The 22,501-nt window shown below is 65.3% G+C and carries 22 protein-coding genes; 9 read left to right on the top strand and 13 right to left on the bottom strand.

Translation table 11 applies throughout. The annotated features are described in order from the left end of the window. The first annotated feature begins 100 nt into the window (after positions 1-100). Positions 101-391 (top strand): flagellar basal body rod protein, encoded by a 291-nt coding sequence (locus tag ACS5PK_RS13385; RefSeq protein ID WP_439440748.1) that lies wholly within the window; start codon positions 101-103, stop codon positions 389-391. Between the two features lie 125 nt (positions 392-516). On the opposite strand, the gene ACS5PK_RS13380 is transcribed toward ACS5PK_RS13385, so the two are convergent. Beyond that, entirely contained in the window at positions 517-1,200 is a 684-nt protein-coding gene (locus ACS5PK_RS13380; protein ID WP_439440747.1) for a glutathione S-transferase C-terminal domain-containing protein, read from the bottom strand. An 85-nt stretch (positions 1,201-1,285) separates the two neighbouring features. Between ACS5PK_RS13380 and ACS5PK_RS13375 the strand changes: the two genes are divergently transcribed. Then, positions 1,286-2,002 (top strand): hypothetical protein, encoded by a 717-nt coding sequence (locus ACS5PK_RS13375; protein ID WP_439440746.1) that lies wholly within the window; start codon positions 1,286-1,288, stop codon positions 2,000-2,002. Positions 2,003-2,040: 38 nt separating this feature from the next. Here the strand turns inward: ACS5PK_RS13375 and ACS5PK_RS13370 are convergent, their stop codons facing one another. Both ACS5PK_RS13370 and ACS5PK_RS13365 read right to left on the bottom strand, forming a co-directional pair. Continuing rightward, positions 2,041-3,117 (bottom strand): phosphotransferase, encoded by a 1,077-nt coding sequence (locus tag ACS5PK_RS13370; protein ID WP_439440745.1) that lies wholly within the window; start codon positions 3,115-3,117, stop codon positions 2,041-2,043. A gap of 81 nt (positions 3,118-3,198) precedes the next feature. Beyond that, positions 3,199-3,903, bottom strand: a complete 705-nt coding sequence (locus tag ACS5PK_RS13365; RefSeq protein WP_439440744.1) for a Crp/Fnr family transcriptional regulator — start codon at positions 3,901-3,903, stop codon at positions 3,199-3,201. Positions 3,904-4,154: 251 nt separating this feature from the next. On the opposite strand from ACS5PK_RS13365, the gene ACS5PK_RS13360 reads away from it, so the two are divergent. Continuing rightward, the gene (locus tag ACS5PK_RS13360) at positions 4,155-6,101 is read left to right on the top strand and encodes a type IV pilus assembly protein FimV (protein WP_439440743.1); all 1,947 of its coding nucleotides are present in this window, start codon (positions 4,155-4,157) and stop codon (positions 6,099-6,101) included. A gap of 16 nt (positions 6,102-6,117) precedes the next feature. Here the strand turns inward: ACS5PK_RS13360 and ACS5PK_RS13355 are convergent, their stop codons facing one another. The 5 genes from ACS5PK_RS13355 to lptF are packed head-to-tail and all read right to left on the bottom strand — an operon-like array spanning position 6,118 to position 10,879. Beyond that, positions 6,118-7,281 carry a pyridoxal phosphate-dependent aminotransferase gene (locus tag ACS5PK_RS13355; RefSeq protein WP_439440742.1) on the bottom strand — a complete coding sequence of 388 codons (1,164 nt, stop codon included), beginning with the start codon at positions 7,279-7,281 and terminating at the stop codon, positions 6,118-6,120. 28 nt (positions 7,282-7,309) lie between these two features. Further along, entirely contained in the window at positions 7,310-8,254 is a 945-nt protein-coding gene (locus ACS5PK_RS13350; RefSeq protein ID WP_439440741.1) for a CysB family HTH-type transcriptional regulator, read from the bottom strand. A gap of 15 nt (positions 8,255-8,269) precedes the next feature. After that, positions 8,270-8,656, bottom strand: a complete 387-nt coding sequence (locus ACS5PK_RS13345; RefSeq protein WP_439440740.1) for a sirohydrochlorin chelatase — start codon at positions 8,654-8,656, stop codon at positions 8,270-8,272. Between the two features lie 7 nt (positions 8,657-8,663). Beyond that, positions 8,664-9,776, bottom strand: coding sequence for an LPS export ABC transporter permease LptG (lptG, locus tag ACS5PK_RS13340; RefSeq protein ID WP_439440739.1), 1,113 nt, complete (start codon positions 9,774-9,776; stop codon positions 8,664-8,666). After that, positions 9,773-10,879, bottom strand: a complete 1,107-nt coding sequence (lptF, locus tag ACS5PK_RS13335; protein ID WP_439440738.1) for an LPS export ABC transporter permease LptF — start codon at positions 10,877-10,879, stop codon at positions 9,773-9,775. Before lptF ends, lptG begins: the two co-directional genes overlap by 4 nt. 28 nt (positions 10,880-10,907) lie before the next feature. Here lptF and ACS5PK_RS13330 point away from each other — a divergent pair, with 28 nt between their 5' ends. From ACS5PK_RS13330 to ACS5PK_RS13315, 4 genes are all read left to right on the top strand, one after another. After that, positions 10,908-12,368, top strand: coding sequence for a leucyl aminopeptidase (locus tag ACS5PK_RS13330; protein ID WP_439440737.1), 1,461 nt, complete (start codon positions 10,908-10,910; stop codon positions 12,366-12,368). Positions 12,369-12,475: 107 nt separating this feature from the next. Further along, positions 12,476-12,907 (top strand): DNA polymerase III subunit chi, encoded by a 432-nt coding sequence (locus ACS5PK_RS13325; protein ID WP_439440736.1) that lies wholly within the window; start codon positions 12,476-12,478, stop codon positions 12,905-12,907. Then, positions 12,904-13,947, top strand: a complete 1,044-nt coding sequence (locus tag ACS5PK_RS13320) for a hypothetical protein (RefSeq protein ID WP_439440735.1) — start codon at positions 12,904-12,906, stop codon at positions 13,945-13,947. Before ACS5PK_RS13325 ends, ACS5PK_RS13320 begins: the two co-directional genes overlap by 4 nt. 350 nt (positions 13,948-14,297) lie before the next feature. Next, a complete protein-coding gene (locus ACS5PK_RS13315; RefSeq protein ID WP_439440734.1) occupies positions 14,298-15,440 on the top strand; it encodes a branched-chain amino acid ABC transporter substrate-binding protein in 1,143 nt (380 codons plus the stop codon). A gap of 263 nt (positions 15,441-15,703) precedes the next feature. Here ACS5PK_RS13315 and lexA read toward each other — a convergent pair whose 3' ends face one another. Next, entirely contained in the window at positions 15,704-16,396 is a 693-nt protein-coding gene (gene lexA / locus ACS5PK_RS13310; RefSeq protein WP_439440733.1) for a transcriptional repressor LexA, read from the bottom strand. A 109-nt stretch (positions 16,397-16,505) separates the two neighbouring features. Here lexA and ACS5PK_RS13305 point away from each other — a divergent pair, with 109 nt between their 5' ends. Then, a complete protein-coding gene (locus ACS5PK_RS13305) occupies positions 16,506-17,459 on the top strand; it encodes an asparaginase (RefSeq protein WP_439440732.1) in 954 nt (317 codons plus the stop codon). Between the two features lie 84 nt (positions 17,460-17,543). On the opposite strand, the gene ACS5PK_RS13300 is transcribed toward ACS5PK_RS13305, so the two are convergent. Both ACS5PK_RS13300 and ACS5PK_RS13295 read right to left on the bottom strand, forming a co-directional pair. Then, on the bottom strand, positions 17,544-17,969 hold the full coding sequence (locus ACS5PK_RS13300; protein ID WP_439440731.1) for an organic hydroperoxide resistance protein: 426 nt from the start codon (positions 17,967-17,969) through the stop codon (positions 17,544-17,546). A gap of 40 nt (positions 17,970-18,009) precedes the next feature. Then, positions 18,010-18,498: a MarR family winged helix-turn-helix transcriptional regulator gene (locus ACS5PK_RS13295; protein ID WP_439440730.1), complete on the bottom strand. Its 489-nt coding sequence runs from the start codon at positions 18,496-18,498 to the stop codon at positions 18,010-18,012. A gap of 166 nt (positions 18,499-18,664) precedes the next feature. Between ACS5PK_RS13295 and ACS5PK_RS13290 the strand changes: the two genes are divergently transcribed. Further along, positions 18,665-19,015, top strand: a complete 351-nt coding sequence (locus ACS5PK_RS13290) for a DUF1304 domain-containing protein (RefSeq protein WP_439440729.1) — start codon at positions 18,665-18,667, stop codon at positions 19,013-19,015. A gap of 702 nt (positions 19,016-19,717) precedes the next feature. Here the strand turns inward: ACS5PK_RS13290 and ACS5PK_RS13285 are convergent. Both ACS5PK_RS13285 and ACS5PK_RS13280 read right to left on the bottom strand, forming a co-directional pair. Further along, a complete protein-coding gene (locus ACS5PK_RS13285) occupies positions 19,718-20,275 on the bottom strand; it encodes a hypothetical protein (protein ID WP_439440728.1) in 558 nt (185 codons plus the stop codon). Between the two features lie 13 nt (positions 20,276-20,288). Further along, complete coding sequence (locus ACS5PK_RS13280) at positions 20,289-22,364, bottom strand: immunoglobulin domain-containing protein (RefSeq protein WP_439440727.1); 2,076 nt, start codon at positions 22,362-22,364, stop codon at positions 20,289-20,291. Positions 22,365-22,501: the final 137 nt, after the last annotated feature.

Below are 22,501 nucleotides of genomic sequence, written 5' to 3'. Positions count from 1 at the left end.
ATGCCTTCAAAAAACTCGCCGATTCTGAAGAGCAGGGCTAAAGTTCTGGCGTGGTCGGTCGATAAGGCGGCCAATCACGGTCCATCTTTCGGAGATCTTCATGGCCATCAGCTTGAGCACCGCGCTATCCGGCATGTCCGCAGCGAACGAGCGCCTGCGTGCCAGCTCCGAAAATCTGGCCGTCGCGGCCAGGCGACCGGAGTCCATGGATGGACAGGACCAGAAGCAGTCCGATACCTTGACGCGTGAGGCGACCAACGCCACGACCTCGGTGCAGATCGAGAAGGAGATCGTGGAGCAGCGCTCGGCCACCTATGCCTATGTGGCCAATCTGAAGGTGCTGCAGACTCAGGTGCGGGCCGAGGGCGCGCTGCTGGACATCAAGGCCTGAGGCTCCCCTACCGGCTCAAGGCTTGAGCCTCCCCTGGTGCTGTAAGCAAGACCTGCGCTGCTTGTGCTCGGTTCCATGAGCTGGGAGCCTTGGAAGTCCGTCACTCAGCGCTTGTCCGGTCAGGGTCAGCTGCCCTGCTGGCCGAAGAGGACCTGGCGCGCCTTGTCTGTGGTGAGTGGCTGGCGCTGGTCCGCAAGCACCTCCAGGCCGCGCAAAACGGCGGGTCTATTGGCGATTTCATCGAACCAGCCCCTGAGGTGGGGATAGTCCGACAGCTCCACGCCCTGGTTCTTCCAGGAGCGCAGCCAGGGGAAGACGGCGATGTCAGCAATGCTGTACTCCTTGCCTCCCAGATAGGTACTGGCGGCCAGGCGGCGGTTGATCACGCCATAGAGGCGCTGGGCCTCCTTGGTGTAGCGCTCGATGGCGTAGGGCAGCTTCTCTGGCGCGTAGAGCCTGAAGTGATGCGCCTGCCCCAGCATGGGACCCACCGAGCCCATCTGGAACATCAGCCATTGCAGCACCTCGTACTTGCCGCGCACATCGGCAGGCAGCAGGCGGCCGGTCTTGCCGGCCAGATAGAGCAGAATGGCCCCGGACTCGAACAGTGAGATTTCCTTGCCGTCAGGCCCGTCGTGGTCGACGATGGCCGGGATTTTGTTGTTGGGGCTGATCTGCAGGAAGTGTTGTTCAAACTGTGCACCGCTGCCGATATCTACTGGAACGACACGATAAGGCAGGGCACACTCCTCCAGCATGATGTGGACCTTGTGGCCGTTGGGCGTTGCCCATGTGTAAACGTCGATCATCGTCGCTCTCCTGTCTGCCGCGATCGCGGTGCTCCTGGATGCACACTGCCTGCCCATGGTAATCAAACAACTTCAGCATTGGTTCGTGGCGCGAGCAAACGCGGCACGCTGGAAACCCATCGCCGATTGGGCGGACTCGCTTGGCGGGCAGTTGCGTGTCGTGGCTGAAGGCCAGGGCTTCATACTGGATATGCCACCTGGCCGCGCAGGCGGTGCGGTGCGCATCGAGTGGGGGCCGTCGCAGCGGGCCTACATCCCCGGCCATGAGCTGAGGATCCGCTACGAGGCCCGCCTGCATGGGGATCTCCAGATGATGGTGATCGAGCAACAGCTGATGGAGCAACTGGAAGGTGCCGTCTTCGAGGCCTACACCGACACCCTGCGCACCCGCGTCGACACCGACACCCCGGAGGAAATGCGCTGGTTGGTGATGTTCCCCAAGCTCACCCAGATCAGCTCCAAGATCGTCCGCGCCCGTTTCGGCGTGCTGGGCGTGGCCCGGGAACTCCTGCATGTGTGGATCGAAGGGCGATTCAGTGAGGCGCTGGCGCGCGTGTCCCAGGACCTGGTGACGCCAGGCCGGCCTTTTGTGCTGATGAGCATGCGCGGCAATCTGTATCTGCGCATGGCCATGGAGGAGCCACGGCTGAATGACGTGCAGTCACTGCACAAGCTCTGCGAGATTGCGGCCGAGGCGGCCGAACGCGTGAGCCAGGCGCTGGGTGATTCCAGCCCCTGGCCCAGCGTGCCCTCCAGCACCACGATGCACGGGACTCTGCCGGAGCCTGATTCAACCCAGTGAGGGCCGTCCTTGGCCGGGCCCGATGCCCCACCCGGGTTTCAGGACGCTTTCTGCGCGAATTGCCAGGCCAGCTCCGCCAGCGGGCGGGCACCAGCGCCTGCTTCGCGGGCGCGCTCGCTGGAGGCCGTGCCTTCTTCTACCCGCTTGGCAATCCCTTGCAGGATGGCGGCGATGCGGAAGAGGTTGTAGGCCATGTAGAAGTTCCAGTCGCGCTGGACGGCCGCCACGTCGGCACGGCCGGTGCGCTCGCAGTAGCGGCGGATGTAGTCAGCTTCGGCCGGAATGCCCAGTGACGCGAGGTCCAGGCCGGCGAGGCCATGCGCCGCCCCGGCCTTGCGGATGTGCCAGGACATGCAGTGGTAGCTGAAGTCAGCCATCGGATGGCCCAGCGTGGACAGCTCCCAGTCCAGGATGGCAAGTACGCGGGGTTCGGTGGGATCGAACACCAGGTTGTCCATGCGGAAATCGCCATGGACCACGGAGACCTCTGCATCAGAGCGGGCGGCCTCGGGCACATGGGTGGGAAGCCAGGTGATGAGCGCGTCCATGGCCGGGATAGGCAGGGTCGTGGTGGCAATGTACTGCTTGCTCCAGCGCCCGATCTGGCGCTCGAAGTAGCTGCCCGGCTTGCCGTAGTCCGCCAAGCCTACGGCCTCGGGTCTGACGCTGTGCAGCGCTGCGATGACACGGTTCATCTCGTCATAGATGGCGCCGCGCTGGGCAGGCGTCATGCCCGGTAGGCCCTGGTCCCAGAGCACGCGGCCTTCCACAAACTCCATGAGGTAGAAGGCCCGGCCGATGACGGTTTCGTCGTCACACAGCGCCAGCATGCGCGGCACCGGCACCGCAGTCTGCCCCAGGGCTTGCATGACCTTGAACTCGCGTTCGATGGCATGGGCCGAGGGCAGCAGCTTGGCGACAGGTGCTGGCTTGGACCGCATGACGTAGGTGCCGCCAGGCGTGATCAGTTTGTAGGTGGGGTTGGACTGCCCGCCCTTGAACTGCTCGACCTGCAAGGGCCCCGCGAAGCCGGGCACATGGGCTGCGGCCCAGGCGGTCAGGCGCGTTGTGTCAATGGCCTGTGAGGGAGGGCGGGTGCCGATGAATTCGTCCATGGGGGTCCGATCGAAGGTGGAGAACAGGTTGCGTGAGCCGGCTGCAGGTGGCTCGGGCAAGACCTGACCCTACGCCGCCAATCAGCGCCCGGCGATGGCGAGCAGCTTTTCCTTGTTGAGAACGACCAGGCGGGTGGGCTCCACCCGAACCGCGCCGTCTCGCTCGAAGCCCTTGAGCTCCTGGTTCACGCGCTGGCGTGACGCGCCCAGCAACTGGGCCAGGTCTTCCTGCGCCAGTTGCAGGCCGATGCGGATCTCCTCGCCCTGCGCGATGCCATAGGACCGCGCCAGCAGGAGGATCTGCTTGGCCAGGCGTGCGGCCAGCGGGCGCGTATTGAGGTCCTCGACCACGTCGAACATCAGCCGCAGGCGCCGGCAGTTCAGGCGGAGCAGGGCTTCGTAGAGTTCGGTATGGCGCTCCAGCAGCTCCTTGAAGTCGGGCTTGCGCACCACCAGCAGCGTGGTCTCGCCATGAGCGGCCGCATCGTGCGTGCGGGGCAGGCCGTCGAACAGGGAGATGTCTCCGAACCAGGTGCCAGGCTCCACATAGGTCAGGGAGACCTGCTTGCCTGCAAGGGAAACCGAGCTGATGCGCACGGCGCCTTTGGCGACGCCCACCCATTCCTCCGCGGGTTCGCCTCGGCAGGACAGCATGGCGCCGTCTGGCACCCGCTTCACCACGGCCCTGGAGAGGATGTCGTTGCGAAGGGGCAGGGACAGCTTGGAAAACCACGAACCCGACTCAATATTGCTGCGTTCGGAAATTGTAAGAACAGTGCTACTCATGCTTTGTCACGGCTGCGACAGCCCCAGTACGACGTGATTCCGGCCTGAACCGGGCGCTCCACTCCCATTGTCCACGAAGCGTTAACAACTGGCGGGGCGTCGCGGAAACGCGGTGCTAGCGTGGCAATTCAGTGCTTGGCGAAGGAGCGGCTGGTGCTAGAGTCTGTTGCAAAGTACTTACAAGTCGCATGCTCCGAACAACGAAGCCAGAGGCGTCCCAGGCACGTTCCGCAAGCTCATGGTTGGCGGTGGTGGGCGTCGGCCTTTCTCTCGCCATGCCGTCCGCGGCGCTGAACGTGGGGGCGCCGCAGACGCATTCGGCACTGTTCCAGCCTTTGCGCCTGGTCTTTCCCTTGCAACTGCTGCCAGGCGAAGGTCTCAGCCCGGACTGTGTGAAGGCGGTGCTGGTTGCCGGGGAAACACGCTTGCCTGCCGATCAGGTGCAGGTGCAGTTGCTGGGGCGTACCGAGGGCGAGATCAATGCGGTGCGGGTAAGCAGCCTGATTCCCATTGATGAGCCGCTGGTCAGCGTCAGTCTGAGCCTGGGCTGCCCGACGCGCTACACGCGCCAGTTCACGGCATTGATCGACCCCCAGCCCTCTGGCATGCGCAGCGAGCCGCCTGCGATGCTGGAAGGGGATGAACTCTACTCACCGGCATTGCGCGCCGCGCTGGCAACACCCGGGTCCAAGGCGGGCGACTTGCTGGCGCCTGGTCGGGCGGTGCCGGCTCAGGGCGCTGCTCAGGCGCCAACGCAAATCCCAACGCAAGTCCCAACGCAGGCCCCAACTGCATCCTCTGCCTCGCAGCCTGAAGCGTCGCTGAAGAAGTCCACCAGCACCCGCGGGGCCGCTAAGCAAGCAGGCAAGTCCAGGGCTGTCCCCGCGGCTGAGGCCCATGCATCAGCGTCCTCGGCGCCGTTGGGTGGCAAGGCACCTCGGTTGCAGCTGGAGGCCCCCGAGGTGCTGGCCGCGGCCTCCTCGGAGCCGTCGCCCTCGGCGGTGCTGGAGTCGCAGCAGCAGGTGAAGCAGCTCGAAGTCGAGCTGGCTCGGGTGCGTGCCGAAGCGAAGGAAGTGCAGGACACCTTGAAGCAGCTCTCCGCCCAGTTGCGCCACCCACAAGGTGTTGATCGCAGCTGGTTGCTGATGCTGGCCGGGATCAGCCTGCTGCTGGCGGTGGCCTGCGCGTGGCTGTTCATGCAGTTGCAGAGCCTTCGCCGCGCCACACATGAGGCGTGGTGGGCCCATGTGCCGGAGGCCGGCTCGACTCGGGCAGGCGATAGCAAGGCCCCGAGCGCAGCCGCCATGGCGCTCGCTGCCGAGGCAGGGCCGACACCCACTGCCCACGACACCACCGCGGCGCTGCATGCCCAGCCCGAGCCAGCGGAGGATGCCGTGGGCCGGGATTTCCTCAACAGCGAACTCCCACCTATTCAGGAGGACACCGCGGCCACCCCCTTCGCGCGGACCGCGCCGGTGTCGGCCGAGGATGCCGAAGCAGTCAGCCTGCAGCTGCTGGACATGCCACAGGCCAACACCGACCTCCAGCCTCTGCAGACCTTGCCCGAACGCTCGGCGGTGGACGGGGTCAGCGTGGAGGAGTTGATCGATCTTGAGCAGCAGGTGGACTTCTTCATGGTGCTGGGGCAGCAGGAGGCTGCCGTCGAGCTGCTCTCACAGCGCCTGCATGAGAAGGGCCGGCATACCGCGCTGCCCCACCTGAAGCTCATGGAGATCCTTCAGCGCCATGGTGATCAGACCGGCTTCGAGCGCGTGGCCAATGAGTTCAGTGAACGCTTCCATGCCCAGGCGCCGGTTTGGAACGACGACATCGCCGCCGGCGAGGGCCTGCTGGCCTACGCGCAGGCCACCGAGCTGATCGTGCAGAGCTGGCGCGATGCCGCCATGACCATGCAGCTGATCCAGACCCTGCTGGCCCATGGTGACCCCGATGGCCGTGCCTTCGACCTGCCCGCCTATCGCGACATCCTCATGCTGTATGCCGTCGCCCGAGACATCTCCGAGCATGAGGTTCGTGGTGAGGACATCGACCTGTTCCTGCCTCTGGATGCCAGTCGCCAGGGCAGCCCCACGTCCATGATGGCCACCATGCCCTTTCAGCGCCGCGGTGCTCCCTCGCCGGTGGCGGGGCCTGTGGACCTGGACCTTGATCTCTCCAAGGGCGGCATCAAGGGCTGAGTCCCGCAGCCGTGGCTCAAAGCTGCCGCAGCTTGCCCAGGGCTGTCAGCAAGGTCTCGTCCTTCTTGGCGAAACAGAAGCGGATCAGCCTATCCTCGCCCGGCTCCGCGTAGAAAGCCGAGAGCGGGATGGCGGCCACGCCGATCTCCTGCGTGAGCCAGCGGCAGCATTCCTCGGGGGGCAGTGCTGAGGCGGCGCTCACGCCGCTGTAGTCCACGCACTGGAAGTAGGTGCCTTCGCAGGGCAGCAGGCGCAGGCGCGTCGAGGCCAGACCGGTGCGGAAGAGGTCCCGCTTGCGCTGGTAGAAGGCCGGCAGTTCCAGGTAGGGGCGCGGGTCGCGCATATAGGCGGCCAGACCATGCTGCATGGGCGTGTTGACGGTGAACACATTGAACTGGTGGATCTTGCGGAATTCCGCTGTGAGCGCAGCCGGCGCTGCCACATAGCCCACCTTCCAGCCGGTCACGTGGTAGGTCTTGCCGAAGCTGCTGACCACGAAACTTCGAGCCGCCAGCCCCGGGTGCATGGCGGCACTCTGGTGCTGCTGGGCATCGAACACCATGTGCTCGTAGACCTCGTCGCTGATCACCAGCACCTCGGTGCCGGCCAGCAGATCGGCAAGGCCCTGCAGATCCTCGGCGGGCCAGACGCGGCCACTTGGGTTGTGTGGCGTATTGATCATGAGGGCTCGGGTGCGCGGCGTCAGCGCGGCGGCAATGGCGGCGAGGTCCGGGCGGTAGCTCTCGGGCTTCAGCTTCACGCGGACCACGCGGCCACCCGCCAACTCGACGGCGGGGCCGTAGGCGTCGTAGCAGGGCTCCAGCACGATGACCTCGTCACCGGGATGCACGATGGCCAGCAGCGTACTCAACAGGGCCTGCGTGGCGCCGGCGGTGACGGTGAGCTCACGGTCAGCGTCGTAGTGGTGCCCGTACAGCGCCTCCATCTTGGCGGCGATAGCCTGGCGTAGCGCAGGCACACCACTCATCAGCGGGTACTGGTTCTGGCCCGACTTCATGGCCTGGTGCACAGCCTCGACCAGGGCCGGATCGCAGTCGAAATCCGGGAAGCCCTGGCCCAGATTGACGGCGCCATGCTGCTGGGCCAGGGCGGACATGGTGGCGAAGATGGTGGTGCCCACATGGGGCAGGCGGGACTGGATCGCGGGGGTGGGATTCATCGAGACGAAGAGAGCGTTCAGGGGGGGCTCAGAGGTCGTAGTCGCTGGCCTCGCCGTTGAGCGCCCGTTGCAGCAGGCTGCGGTTGAGGCGGTCGGACAGCAGTTCAGCGAAGGCGTAGACGTAGTTGCGGAGGAAGGCTCCGCGTTTGAAGGCGACGCGGGCGGTGTTGAAGCCGAAGATATGTCCGAGCGGCCGTGCCACCAGATCGCCGCCGGGCGGATCGTCCCGCACCGCCATCTCCGCGACGATGCCCACGCCCATGCCCAGCCGCACATAGGTCTTGATGACATCGGAGTCAATGGCCTCGAGCACGATGTTGGGGCTCAGCCGCCGGGCGGCGAAAGCCTTGTCGATGCGGGTGCGGCCGGTGAAGCTGGGGTGGTAGGAAATCAGCGGCTCCTGCGCCAGTTGCTCCAGGCTGGGGCGTTCCACCAGGGCCAGTGGATGCTGGGCGGGTACCACGAGCACATGCTGCCATTCATAGCAGGGCAGCGTGACCAGATCCTCGAACTCGGCCAGGGACTCCGTGGCCAGGCCCAGATCGGCGGTCTCGTCCAGAAGCATCCGGGCTACCTGCTCCGGATTGCCTTGGTGCAGACTGACCTGTACCTGGGGAAACTGCCGCCGCAGCTGCGCTACTGGCGCGGGCAGCACGTAGCGCGCCTGGGTATGGGTGGTGGCGATGCTGAACTTGCCGGCGTCCTGCTTGGAGTACTCCTCGCCGATGCGCTTGAGGTTGTTCACCTCGCGCATGATGATCTCTATGGACTTGAGCACCTGCAGGCCGGGTTCGGTGACGCGGCGCAGGCGCTTTCCGTGCCGCGAGAAGATGTCTACCCCCAGTTCTTCCTCTAGCTCAAGAATGGCTTTGGAGACGCCCGGTTGCGATGTGTAGAGTGCCTTGGCCGTCTCGGTGAGGTTGAGGTTGCGGCGCACCGCTTCCTGGACGAACTTGAACTGGTGCAGGTTCACGGCGGGGCTCCGGGGTCAGGTCTTGCTGCTGAGCTTGTGCAGGGGCGCCATGCAGGCCGCGGCCATGGCATCAATGACGCTGGGGATCTCGCCCAGCGGTGCCTGGAGCGACCACTGGACGCGTCCCCCATGCACGGCGCGCTGCTGATCCAGGAGCCCGGGAAGGTCTCGCTGCACATGGCCGCCGCTGCCCAGGAACATGGGCATCACGTGGATGTGGGTACAGCCCTGAGCGATGAGGCTCTCAGCCGCACCGGCGAAGTCCGGCTGCATGAATTCGAGAAAGGCCAGGGCGACGGGCTGGCCGGGGCGCTCCTGTTCGATGCGTCTGGCCACGGCTTCGAACGGGCCGGCCCAGCGAGGGTCACGCGCCCCGTGAGCGAAGAGAAGCAGTCCATCCATGGGCGGTTCAGCGGTAGCGCACCAGCCAGCCGAAGGCAGCCAGCGAGATGCAGAGATAGAGAAGGCTGGGCGCGGATGCCACGGCCCAGGGCGACCATTGCTTGAGCAGGCCCAGGTGGCCCGCCAGGTTGTTCAGCAGCACGAAGCTGATGCCACCCATGATGCCGCCGAAGACCTTGAGGCTGATGCCGCCCGAGCGGCCATGCAGGTAGGCGAAGGGCAGAGCCAGGCCCACCATAACGAAGCAGGCCAGGGGGTATAGAGCCTTGCGCCAGAACTGGATGTCGTACTGCTGGGCTGACTGCGCCTGGGCCGAGAGGTGCCGCGTGTAACGGTAGAGCTCCAGCGTGGACATGGACCAGGGAGGCAGCACCGCAGCGCTCACCACATTTGCACTCAGTCCGCCATGCCATTCCCATTCGTCCAGGTGGCTTTCCCAGACGCGCGCGCGCTGGCCGGCCTCGGCGGGTGTCCATTGGCTGCGTTCGACGTCGAACAGGCGCCAGAGCCCGTCCTTGTCGACCTGGGCGCGCTGGGCCTGTGTGCGGCTCAGCAGCCGGCCTTGTGAATCGAACTCGAACAGGCGCACGCCGCTGAGCTCTCCGCTGACCGAGGCCGACTTGACGTTGATGGAGAAGCTGCGCTCGCCCTCGGGCCCGGACTGCCTGTCCTTGAGCCAGACACCCGGCGTGCCGGCGGTGGCGGCTTCCTTGGGGTCGCGTCGCAGCAAATCGGCCTTCTTCTCAGCCCAGGGCGCCACGTAATCGCCCACCACGAAGGTCAGCGCGCCGAAGAGGGCTGCCAGTACGGCCAGCAGCCCCAAGGCGCGGCCCGGACCCAGCCCGCCGGTGCGCAGGATGGTGAACTCGCTGGACTGCGCCATGCGCGCCAGCGAGAAGATGCTGCCGATCAGCACGGCGATCGGGAAGATCTCATAGAAGTGCGAAGGCATCTCCAGCAAGGCCAGCAGGCTGGCCAGCATGGCGCCGCCGCCCAGCTTGTTGGCCCGGCCCAGTTCCTCGATGAAGCCGATGAAGAAGAACAGTGACAGGAAGGCCACGGCTACGAAGATCACCGCGGTGACGATATCGCGGTAGAGCAGGCGTCGAACGGTTCTCATGCGTTGGCCCCCTTAGGCTTGCGGGGGCCGCGCGCCAGGCAGAAGCGATTGCTGTTGTCCCGCCACCAGAGCAGCAGCAGGGCGAGCACAAAGGCCGTGCCGTGCAGGGCCAACAGGGCGCGGGGCAGGGTGGTGCGCTCGTTGGCCACCCAGGCCTGGGTCAGGTTGATCAGGTTGTAGTAGATGATGTAGCTCAGCAGGGCCACCAGCAGGTTCCAGTTGCTGGCGCGGCGCGGGTTGCTGGCCGACAGCCCGATGCCAAGAAGCACCAGGTTGACGGCACCCAGCGCCAGGCCCAGCCGCCAGGTGAGTTCACCGAGGTTGCGCGGCGTAGGCTTGCGCAGCAGGTCCAGGGTCATGGTGGCCTTGGGCGGCAGCTCGGTGTCGCCGCGCTCCACCTGCGTGTCCATCAGTACACGGTAGTGCTCGAAGCGGGAGAGCGTCTTGTCACCGCTGTCCTTGTCGATCTCATTGCGCTGCCCCTGCGAGAGCGTCAGGAAGCGGTCATTTCCCTGGAACTCGATCTGGCCGCGATGCGCCGTCGTGACCGATTCCTGTGCCTTCTGCTCGGTCAGGATGAAGACATTGCGGCCTACGCTGCCGTCCTTGCTGTCGCGGTCGATGAAGAACACCCGGCTGCCATCGCGGGAGGTCTGGAACTGGCCGGGTGAGACGCGGGACAGGTCCGACCGCTTTTCGTAGCGCTCCCGCAGTTGTTCGCTGTTCTGGTTGCCCCAGGGCCAGACGACCAACTGCAGCGCCACGACAGCCAGCAGCACTGGCGATGTCATGCGCAGCACCGGCTGCACAAAGCGCGACAGCCCGACACCGCTGGCGAACCAGATGGTCATTTCCGACTCGCGGTACATGCGGCCCAGGCACGCCACGATGGCGATGAACAGCGCCAGGCTGAAGATGATGGGCAGATAGCCCAGGCTGGTATAGCCCAGCAGCAGCAGCACATCCTGTGGCGCCACGCTGCCGCCGGCCGCCTGGCCCAAGGTGCGGATCAGCAGATAGGTGAGAACGACGGTCAGGATGACGATCACGGTCACGCCGAAGCTGCGCGCCAGATCCTTCCTCAGGGTGGAATCGAATAACATCCGAGCACTTTACTAATTGCACCGCATTATGGACTTCCGTACTCAGTCTGCATCCCTGGACGCCCTGGCCGGCATCAATGCCGACGCCCTGATCGTCGTGATCGCCGGTGAGGCCCTGCCGGCCAAGCTGGACAAGGCCGTGGCCGACGTGGCCAAGGACGCCATCAAGCTGGGCGACTTCGAGCTCAAGGCCGGCAAGACGCTGCTGGTGCAGCGCCCTGTCGGCCTGAAGGCTGTGCGCCTGGTGCTGGCCGCCGCCGGCAAGCCCAGCCTCAAGAGTGCCAAGGCGGCCGTAGCTGCCGCGCTGGGTCAGGTCAAGGTCCGCAATGCTGCCCATGCCGCCGTGATCTACCTGGGCTTTGAGGGCCTCGACGAAGTCCTGGCCGAGCAGACCGTGCTGGCAGCTTCAGATGCCGTCTACGTCTATCGCCATACCAAGCCCAGTGCCCCGGCCGCCTCCGCCCTGGGCAAGCTCACGCTGCTGGCCGACAAGGCCGTGGCCAAGGCCGTCAAGCTGGGGCTGGACCGCGGCCAGGCCATCGCAGCCGGCGTGGAGCTGGCCAAGGAATGCGGCAATCGCCCCGGCAACTACGCCACGCCCACGTTCCTGGCCGAGCAGGCCAAGGCGCTGGCCAAGAGCCATGGCGTCAAGGTCGAGGTGCTGGATCGCAAGGCCGTCGAAAAGCTGGGCATGGGCGCCTTCCTCGCCGTGGCGCAGGGGTCGGACGAGCCGTTGAAGTTCATCGTTGCCAGGTACGAGGGGGCTCCCAAGACCCAGGCGCCGGTGGTGCTGGTGGGCAAGGGCTTGACCTTCGACTCCGGTGGCATCTCGCTGAAGCCAGGCGCCGAGATGGACGAGATGAAGTACGACATGGGCGGTGCCGCAGGCGTGCTGGGCACGCTGCGGGCCGTGGCCGAGCTTCGCCCCAAGCTGAACCTGGTCGTGCTGATTCCGTCTTGCGAGAACATGCCCAGCGGCAAGGCGCTGAAGCCGGGTGATGTGGTCACGTCCATGGCGGGCCAGACCATTGAAGTGCTGAACACCGACGCTGAAGGCCGCCTGATCCTGTGTGATGCGCTGACCTATGCCGAGCGCTTCAAGCCGGCCGTGGTGGTGGACGTCGCTACCCTGACCGGTGCCTGCGTGATCGCTCTGGGTGGCGTGCGTAGCGGCATGTTCGCCAGCGATGACGAACTGGCCGCCGCCCTGTCCGCTGCCGGGGAGCAGGTGCTTGATCCTTGCTGGCGCATGCCGCTGGATGAAGAGTACGAGGAAGGTCTGAAGACCAACTTCGCGGATGTGGCCAATGTGGGCTCGCGCGCTGGCGGCGCCATCACAGCGGCTATGTTCCTCAAGCGGTTCACCAGCAAGTACCGTTGGGGCCACCTGGACATCGCCGGCACGGCCTGGAAGAGCGGCGCCGCCAAAGGGGGGACTGGCCGCCCTGTGGGCCTGCTGACCCATTTCGTGCTGTCTCACGCCAAGTGAGCGGTGCCACGTGAGGGGGGCGGTGCAAGTGTGCTTGCAGATCGGCTTGCAGGTGGGCATGCTCCGCGTCAGCCGGTATCCCCATGGGGGCTGCATCGGAGGCAGGCATGGCCGCTGAAGTGAGCTTCTATACCGGCGTCTCGGACCGCCTGCATTTCGCGACCCGCCTGCTCCGCAAGGCCTACGGCAGTGGGGCGCAGGTCCTGGTGTTGGGGCCCGCGTCCCTGCTGTCGCGCCTGGATGCTGCCTTGTGGACACAGGAGCCCACTGACTTCGTCCCCCACCTGCTGCTGAAGGGGGGCGTGGATGAGGGGTTGTTGCGTGCCACGCCCATCGTGCTGGCCGAGCGGCAAGATGCGGCGCCGCACTGCCGTACTGTGCTCAACCTGGGCGCCGACTTCATGGCTGACGTGGCCGCGCTGGACCGGGTACTGGAGGTGCTGTCCAGTGAGCCGGAACAGGTGCAGGCCGGACGCCGCCGCTACAAGGCCTATCGCGAGATGGGTCTGGACATCAAGCATCACGAGGTCAATGCATGAGCTCGACCGGCACCCGCGTGGTGCCCACTCTGACGGAAGTGCTGGACGAACAGCGCCTCTCCAAACCCAGCTCGAACCTGAGCACCGAAACCTGGCAGGACAGTCGCCCCGGTGACGAGGAGCTCGTGCCCATCAGCCTGGACTGGGGTGATGGGCCGGCGCTCGTCGACCCAGCCGACGAGACCACCACGGCGGGCGATGTGATGACGCCCTGGCACGTCGTTCAGCCGCGCGTCCCGGAGCTGCAGGGTGATGCGCCCTTCATCGACCTCTCCATTGATGTGGCACCAGTGCGTCCCCCGGCCCTGCATGAGCAGGTATTGGAGGTGTATGCCCCGCTGCCCGTTCTCCGTGATGATCGCGGCCCTTCCCTGGACGCAGGTTTGCTGTCCGCTGTGCCGGTGGGGGAGCTGCCAGTGGCCCGGTCAAGTGCCGAGGCACAGCCAGTGGCTGCTGATGCCGCCTCTCAGGGGCAGACCATGGCGCGGGATGAGCTCGCGCCTTGGTCTGCGGAGTTCGCGGCCAGCGAGGTTTCCGGCACAGCTCCTTCGGATGCGCCGGCTGCGCAATCGCTGGCAGCCTTACCGGCCTTGGGGGCCTTGGGGGCCTTGGGGGCCTTGGGGGCCTTGGGGGGCAGCAGGGACGCCGTGGCGCTGCCCGCGCCTGCTGCGGTCTTGTCCACCGGAGGCCGCGATACCCCCCGTGTGGAGCCTGCCGAGCCTTGCGAGGTAGCGCTGCAGCCCGTGCTGCGTCCGGACAGCCCGCCGGCCTTGCTGGATCCCGGGGCGCAGGCAGTCCGTCAGGGCAGTGAGCATGTGCCTGGCATCAGCGAAGAGCGGCTGCAGTTCATTCTTCAGCAGGCGCTGGATCGGCTGCTGCGCGATGAGCTGCCCAGCGCGCTGGTGGAGACCTTGATCCGTATGTCGCCGCAGCTGTCGGAGTCCCTGATCGAGTCGCTGAAGCCCAGCTTGCATCTGCACGTGTTGGAGGCGCTCAACGCCGAGCCCGTGACCTTGCCCGAGGCACGCTCTCTGGGCTGAGTGCGCGGTCCGGGGTGCAGGGCTCCGGTTGTGGGTATTGAGGGTGGGTGCACGGGCGCCAATTGGGGCAGGTGGCACCATCGTTGCCCCTGCATCGCTCAAAGGTGGTGCCCGCGCGAGGCGCCTGCTTGGCGGTCCCTCGAGAGTCCAGCCCTTGCTCCACGGATGGCACCGAGCAGCACGTCAACCGATCTGCCGACGTGGCGTTGGTAGGGTCGGCGCAACGCCAAGCTGCGCCCCGCAGTCTTCCATGCTTTCCCCATAGAGGGCGCCCCGGATTTGGAGTATGGTCTGCGGCGTTGAGCAATCGACAACATAAAGCTCTCCTTCTTCCAACTCGGAGGTTATTCATGCAAGTCAAGTTGAATGTGGTTGTGGGTGCTGTCGCCCTGCTGCTGGGCGGTGCTGCCATGGCTCAAGACCTGGTCGTGAAGATCGGTCACGTCGGTCCGACCAGCGGCGGCATTGCCCACCTGGGCAAGGACAATGAGTTGGGCGCCCGCATGGCCATCGATGAACTCAACGCCAAGGGCGTGATGATCGGCGGCAAGAAGGCCAAGTTCGAGCTGCTGGCCGAAGACGACGCAGGCGATCCGAAGCAAGGCACGGCCGCAGCGCAGAAGCTGATGGACTCCAAGGTCAACGGCGTGATTGGTCACCTGAACTCGGGTACCTCCATCCCTGCGTCCAAGGTGTACAGCGACGCTGGCGTGCCGCAGATCAGCCCCTCGGCGACCAACCCCAAGTTCACGCGCAATGGCTACAAGACCACGTTCCGCGTGGTGGCCGATGACGTGCACCTGGGTGGCACGCTGGGCAAGTACGCTGTGACGCAGCTCAAGGGCAAGTCCATCGCAGTGATCGATGACCGTACTGCCTACGGCCAAGGTGTGGCGGACGAGTTCGAGAAGGGCGTGAAGGCCTCCGGTGGCAAGGTGGTGGGCCGCGAGTTTACCAACGACAAGGCGACGGACTTCAGCTCGATCCTGACCTCGTTGAAGGGCAAGAAGCCCGACGTGATTTTCTTCGGCGGTATGGACGCTGTGGCCGGTCCGATGCTGCGCCAGATGAAGCAGCTGGGCATCGAAGCGAAGTTCATGGGCGGCGACGGCATCTGCTCGGGCGAGCTGCCCAAGCTGTCGGGCGGCACCATGGGTGACGGCCAGGTGGTGTGCGCCGAGGCTGGTGGTGTGGAAGGCGAATCCAAGAAGTCGATGGAAGACTTCAAGGCACGCTTCAAGGACAAGTACAAGGTCGAGGTGCAGATCTATGCACCGTACGTGTACGACGCGCTGAACGTGATGGTGGCGGCGATGGTGAAGGCGGGCTCGGCTGAACCCGCGAAGTACCTGCCGGTGCTGGCCAAGACCGAAGGCTTCAAGGGCGTGACGGGCACGATCAGCTTCGACGGCAAGGGCGACATCAAGAACGGCGCCCTGACCCTGTACACCTACAAGGGCGGTGCCCGCGAGCAGATCGCGGTCGTGCGCTAAGCACGCCTGCCCAGCAGGCTGAGCCTGCATGGGTCAGAAAGACAGACGCCCACTTCGGTGGGCGTTTTTCATGCGGCAGCTCGCTGGAATGCGGCAACTCGCTGGATGCCCAAACTTGGCAAGACCTGACCCCGTGATCTTGTGCCAGCGGTGCGCAATGGCTTGATGGCAGGCCTGCACCGAAAGGGCATCCAGGCGAAGAAACGCACGGTGGCCCGCTGCTACCACGCCCCCTCGGGCGCCTTGGCTGCGGTGCAGCGGCCTCAGAACTGATTGCGGATCAGTCCCACAGCCAGCCCTTCAATGGCGAAAGGTTCGTCACCAGTGACGATGATGGGCTGGAAGTCCGGGTTCTCGGGCAGCAGGCTGATGTGCTGGCGCTCTTTGCGGAAGCGCTTGACCGTGACTTCTTCTCCGATGCGTGCCACGACGATCTGACCGTTCTTGGCCTCGGCGCATTTCTGCACCGCGAGCAGATCGCCGTCCATGATGCCGATGTCCCGCATGCTCTGGCCACGCACGCGCAGCAGGTAATCCGGCTTCTTGGCAAAGAGGCCGGGTTCGACGCTGTACTGCTGCTCGATGTGCTCCTGGGCCAGGATGGGGGCACCGGCCGCCACGCGACCCACCAGCGGCAGAGTCAGCTGGGCCAAGCCCGGGATGGGCAATGCAAATTGCGCATCGCTTCTGAGGGATTCGCGCACTTCGCGGGCCCTGTTGAGGGCCTTCAGTGCCGCCCCCGGCAGGCGGATGCCGCGTGAAGTGCCGCCCACAAGCTCGATCACACCTTTGCGCGCCAGCGCCTGCAGGTGTTCCTCGGCAGCATTGGCCGACTTGAAGCCCAGCTCAGCGGCGATTTCGGCACGGGTGGGTGGCGCGCCGGTTTCCTCGATACTCTGGCGCACCAGATCGAAAATCTGCTGCTGCCGGGCGGTGAGTTTGGGGCTGGCGTCCACGGGCGACCTTTCGGTGGTTGAAACTTGGGCGCTTGGAATTCCGGCGCTTGAATTCATCAGAATCTGGATGTTCATCCAGTGGCTGTATTTTTATCCAGGACTTCAGAAATTGCAAAGCAAAGTTGCGGACTTGATCGTCATCCTGGGCACCGGCGGCACCATTGCCGGCAAGGCGGCCCAGGCCAATGACAACGTAGGCTACAAGGCGGGCGAGATTGGCGTCGAGGCCCTGATCGCTGGCGTGCCTGGCCTGTCAACGTTCAGGCTGGAGGCGCAGCAGGTCGCCCAGCTGGACAGCAAGGACATGGATTTCCAGACCTGGCGCCGACTGGCCCTGGCCGTGGAAGCGCAGCTGACGCGCGATGAAGTCCGCGGCGTGCTGATCACGCATGGCACGGACACAATCGAGGAGACGGCGTATTTCCTGCATCGAGTGCTGGCGCCCCGCAAGCCGGTGGTGCTGACCGCCGCCATGCGCCCCGCAACAGCCCTGCAACTGGACGGCCCCCAGAATATGCTGGACGCCGCCCATCTGGTGAATGATGCGGCCGCTGCCGGGGTGATGGTGTGTGTGGCGGGCCAGGTCTACGCTGCCGACCAGGTACAGAAGGCGCACAGCTACCGCGTGGACGCCTTCCGCGGCCGCGACGGCACGGTGCTGGCGCAGGTGGAGGAGGGCCAGGTGCGCTGGTTGTCTCAGGCTCTGCCGGGGCCTCTCGCCATAGGGACCGCAGCGCTGCCGACTGAAGGCGCCGCATGGCCTCGCATAGAGATTGTGCTCAACCATGCCAATGCCGATGGCCGCCTGGTGCGCCTGCTGGTGCATGAAGGGGTCGAGGGCCTGGTGGTGGCCGGTACGGGCAACGGCACCTTGAGTGCGGCCCTGGAGCAGGCTCTGCTGGATGCGCAGGCTGCCGGCGTCCAGGTGCTGCGCAGCACACGCTGCGATGGCGGGCCCGTGGCCGAGAACGGACGGGGGCTCCCGTCCGCGGGCGCGCTCAGCCCGGTCAAGGCACGCGTCGAGTTGCTGCTGCGCTTGCTGGGCACGCCGCCGCAGTCCTGATCGATCCTGCTGGTGCAGGCTGCTCGCCAGCGAAAAGCCGGCCCCTAGGACCGGCTTTCTTCATGGGGTCAGGTCTTGACAGACTCAGACCAGGGTCAGGCTGACGTCGATATTGCCGCGGGTGGCATTGCTGTAGGGGCAGACCTGGTGAGCGGCGTCAACGAGCGCCTGGGCGGCGGCGCGCTCCATGCCGGGCAGGCTGATGCGCATGGACACCTGGATGCCGAAGCCCTGGGGGATGGGGCCGATGCCGACGTCGCTGGTGATGGAAACGTCGTTGGGCACGGCGATCTTCTGCTTGGCAGCCACGGCCTTGATGGCGCCGATGAAGCAGGCGGAATAGCCGGCAGCGAACAGCTGCTCCGGGTTGGTGCCGTCGCCGCCCGCACCGCCGAGCTCGCGCGGTGTGGAGAGGTCGATCTTCAGCTTGCCGTCGCTGGATTCGGCCGTGCCTTGGCGGCCGCCGGTGGCGGTGGCAGTGGCGGTGTAGAGCACTTTTTCGAGAGCCATGATGGGTCCTTTCGTGGAGTTGCCGTGAGGCGGGGGTGATTCAGGCGGCGTCCTGGGCGCTGCGCTGGAGCTGATCGCGCAAGGCATGCAGGCGCCGGGTGAGGGCCTGCAGCTCGTCCAGCGAGCAGGCGCTGGCGCAGGCCAGGGTTTCGGGAATCCTGCGGGCCGGTGCCTTCAGGGCACGTCCGGCGCGGGTGAGGTTCAGCAGCACGCGGCGTTCGTCCTGCGTGTCGCGCAGGCGGACCAGCAGGCCGGCCTGCTCCATGCGCTTCAGCAGGGGCGTCAGGGTGCCGGAGTCCAGCGAGAGCCGCTCGCCCAGGGCGCTGACGGTCTGCCCGTCCTGCTCCCAGAGCGCCAGCAGCACCAGGTACTGCGGGTAGGTCAATCCCAGCGGCGCCAGCAGGGGCTTGTAGAGCTTGGTCATGGCCAATGAGCTCGAATACAGGGCGAAACAGAGCTGGCTGTCCAGCCGCAGCCACTCGTCGTGCGCGTCGGCGGCCTTGCCGGTGGAGGTCTTGCGTGATGCCATGGCATGAACTATAGTCAACAATTTAATTGCACACAATTAAAAAGGTCTTTCGGCACGCCGCCGCCGGGCTGGGGATATCCCGCGTGCCGCAGGTGACATGAAGCCTGGGGCGGCTGTGCCAAGATCGCACTCCAGACAACCGCGCGTCGCGGGAAGGAGTATTCGCATGCATGCACTTGCCGCCGTGCTGGTGGCCCTGGTGGGCCTGATCCACGTCTACATCCTGGTGCTGGAGATGTTCTGGTGGACGAGCCCGAAGGGGCGCAAGGCCTTCGGGCTGACGCCCGAATTCGCCGAGTCCACCAAGGTGCTGGCGGCCAACCAGGGGCTCTACAACGGCTTCCTGGCCGCCGGCCTGTTCTGGGGCCTGGCCCGGGCCGACGTGCCTGCGCAGTTCTTCTTCCTGGGCTGCGTCTTCGTGGCCGGGCTCTACGGTGCGGCCACGGCCAGCCGCAAGATCCTTTTCGTTCAGAGCCTGCCGGCGGCGCTGGCGCTGGCGGCGGTGCTGCTTGCCTGAGGCATAGGGCCGCTCCAAGCTGTGAGGCCGGTGAGTCAGGGGCGCTGGGCCTGGAACCTGTCCACGAGGTCACGGGCACTCGTCGCCATTCGTGAAGGGACGCTCCCGCGCGTTCCAGTTCTTCGATGTGGCTGGGGATCGCCGTCGCGCCGCAGGTGGGTGGAAGCGGCGTCTGCATCTTGCCGCCGTACCAGGGGGCGGGTCGGGTGATGCTCCGCCTGCAGCGCCTGCTGCGGGCCCGTCATCCGCCAGCGTTGGCCACTCACACCCCGCCCTGATGCGGCGGCCCTTGCCGACAAGGGCAGTGCGGCTGGCGGCCGGGATGGCCTCTACGTGACCCTTCTGTCCATACCTGAAGGCCGTCGGGCGCGGCGTGCCATCCTCAGATTCCTGAACGCTTGATGTCGACCAGGCCGAACGAGCCCCCGAAGCAGCGCCGCACTCGGCCGCCGGCGTCGGGCCCCCGTTCGGCACAACGAAGCGCAGTTCATCGAGGATGCGGATGCATTGGCAGGCCGGCAAGACGATGGTCTTGCCGACAGCCTCAGGCTACATCGCACAGCAAGAACACCGGTTGGATGCTGCCTTGCGCTTGGCCGTTTGCATGACCACTGGGAAGACTCGAACTCGCTCTGTCGAGCAGCAGGCAGGACACCGTCTCGACCAGAGCTTGGCCGTGGACAGAGGCGGGCGGCGAGGGGGTTATGGGCCGTCTGTCACGATGGCGTTCTCGCTGATGAACGCCAGGCGATTTCCGGGCAGAGTGATCAGGCTACGGGGTTTGCCTATGGCGCCATTGAGTCCGGGACGCAGGGCCTGAACCCCAGTACCCATGACCGTGGAGACATAGCCAGAGGGCGTCACCTTGCGGATCCTGGCATTCTCGGTGTCGGCGACGTAGAGGTTACCTTCATCATCGAACGCCATCGAGTCTGGTCGCTTGAAGGTGGCGTTGTTGCCATCGCGGAACTCCTGGAATGAGGGAGCCGAGCTTTCCTTCCCGGCGAGACTGATGGTCGTGCCGTCTGGCTGCAGTCTGAGGATATGTCCGGTGCTTACAGCGAAGGCGATCATGCCCTTGCGGTCACGGGCGAATGCGGTCACCTCGCAGTCGGCACGGTCCGGGAACACTGGACCCGAGCCGACGCATGGAGCCTTGACGTCCAGTGCGGAGACGAGATTGGTCACAGCGTCCAGTTTCCAGATCCGGGCACACCTCGAGTCGGCAATCAGCAGATTGCCCTCGGGGTCGAGCGTCATGGCGGACATTTGACTAAACCCGAATGCGAGCTGGGTGCCGAGCCGGCCCTCGTAGGCGCAAGAAGGCATGTTGCCACCACCGGCCAGCAGGGTCTTCGTGCCGTCCGTCGCCTGACGGTACAAGAGAGTACCGATGATGTAGAACAAATTTGCCGTCCGGATCTCGCATCCATTGCTTGATGCCATGGGGCAGCGAGGATGCCGCATCGGTCATGACGCCGAATCGGTCGATCTGAACCGTGCCGTAGCTGGAGCCGTTCATCAACACATAGCCCCTGGGGTCTGCCCTCAGGACGCCAGGATAGAACTGTGCTCGGCCCGGTCCGAAGACAGTGACTCGGCCGATATAGGGCGACTTGCCAGCAATCGTTCTGACCGTACCATTGGCGTCAATCGTCCGAATGGTTCCATTTTCGGAGGCGAAAACGATGTAGCCGGCGGGATGCCACGCAAAGTTGACGACTGTCGGGACGAGGGCAAGCGAACCCGGGCCGTCCACCTCGCTGACGTCACCGACCTTCGAGCCGGCCAGCCAGTTGGTGTTGCCTTGCTGGTCCACCTTGTAGATCTGGCCACTATTGTTCCAGAAGTAGAGCTTGTCCTCCGGATCGAAAGCCATTGCGTAGATGTCATCCTGGCAAATGGTCAAGCGCTGGCCGACCTTCGAACAACCGTATGAACCGGATCCAAGCCAAAGGCTCCGGGTGTTGGTCTTCACATCGAGGCGCCAGATTTGTCGACCCGCGGCCACGTAGATGTTGCGTTGGCTGTCGAGGGCGACAGCACGAATCTGCCCTCGCAGCCGCTCGTTGATGCGATCGATGAGGACGACGACGCCCTTCGTCGGGATCAGGCGGTAGAGATGATCGCCGTTGAAATCAGTCATCAGAACGCTGTCATCGGCATCTACGATCAAGTGCTCGCCTTTGGAGAGGCGAGAAGACGGCAAGGCATCAAGGCGCTCCGGTACCGGGTCACTCCCGATTCGATACGTCCCGTTGTAGGTGCTGTACACCAGTCGTCCGAAGCTATCCAGGCCGACGTTGCGCGGTGTGCCCAGTACCTGGGGCATCGTGGCCCGCGGTTCGAAGTAGGCTCCGGGGATTCCTGCAACCGTCGACGTCGTGCCATCAGGTCGGACGGCGCGGATGACGTTCGCCGCGCGGTCTGCAACGTAGATCACGCCATCGCGCCCCACCGTCAGGTTGTTCCGCTCATTACCGAATCGTGCGTCAGCCCCGACGCCGTCTGCATAGCCCAATCCCCCCGTGTCACCTGCAAGGATCCTTACTTGGGCTTGAACGTTGACGAGCACCGGCGCCGTGACTGCCGTCCCTGCTTCGTTGGTTACCCGCACCCGCAGCATCGCATTGGCCCAGGCGAGCGTCGACTTTTCCACTCGGAAATCGCTGCCCGTCGAGCCGGATATTGCCTGCCAGGTGGCGCCGCCGTCGTCACTGCGCTCCCATTGATAGGAGAACGGCGGCGTGCCGCTCGTGACGACACTGGCGAACAGGGGTTCGCCTACTCTGGCGGACACCGTCTTCATGTCTTTGGGGACGCGCGGCGGACTGGCACTCACGCTGAGCTTGGCTGGCGTCGATAGAGCCGCGCCATAGGGGCTGTTCACCGTCACGCTGAACGTCTTGCCGTTGTCGGCATGGCTCGCCACCATGTTGTAGCTTGAGGCCACTGCGCCAGGAATCGCGACGCCGTTGGCAAACCACTGGTAGGTGAGCGTGCCGCTGCCCGATGCCACGACCGAGAAGCTGGCGTTGCTTCCGTCGGGGACCGTCAAGTCCACCGGGCTGCTCGTGATCTTGACGCTGACCGGATTCACCTTGAGTGCCGCGGCGCTGCTGATGGTGTCGCCACCCGCATTGCTGACTCGGACGGCATAGCTGGCGCCAGAGTCGGCAAGCTCCACCTTGGCAAGCGTCAAGCTGGCGTCGACCGCGCCAAGAATCGGTTGGCCGTTTCGCAACCACTGGAAGGTCAGTGGTTTGGATCCAGTCGCTTCGACGGTGAATGCTGCCGGGCTGCCGTCGCTGACCGTAACCGGTTCCGGCGCCCTGGTGATGTTCGGCATGATGGCCTTGACCGTGACTACTGCCCCGGTACTGGCGGCGCTGCCGGCTGCATTCGTAACCGTAACGCTGTATACAGCGCCGCTGTCCGCCGGACTCAAGGGTGGAGTCCAGTACGTCGCACCCGTCGCGCCGTCGA

The organism is Roseateles sp. DB2 (genome assembly GCF_051857535.1).
GTDB lineage: Bacteria > Pseudomonadota > Gammaproteobacteria > Burkholderiales > Burkholderiaceae_C > Roseateles_B.
The sequence above is the reverse complement of the archived record's forward strand: the minus strand, read 5'-3'. Positions and strand labels throughout refer to the sequence as shown.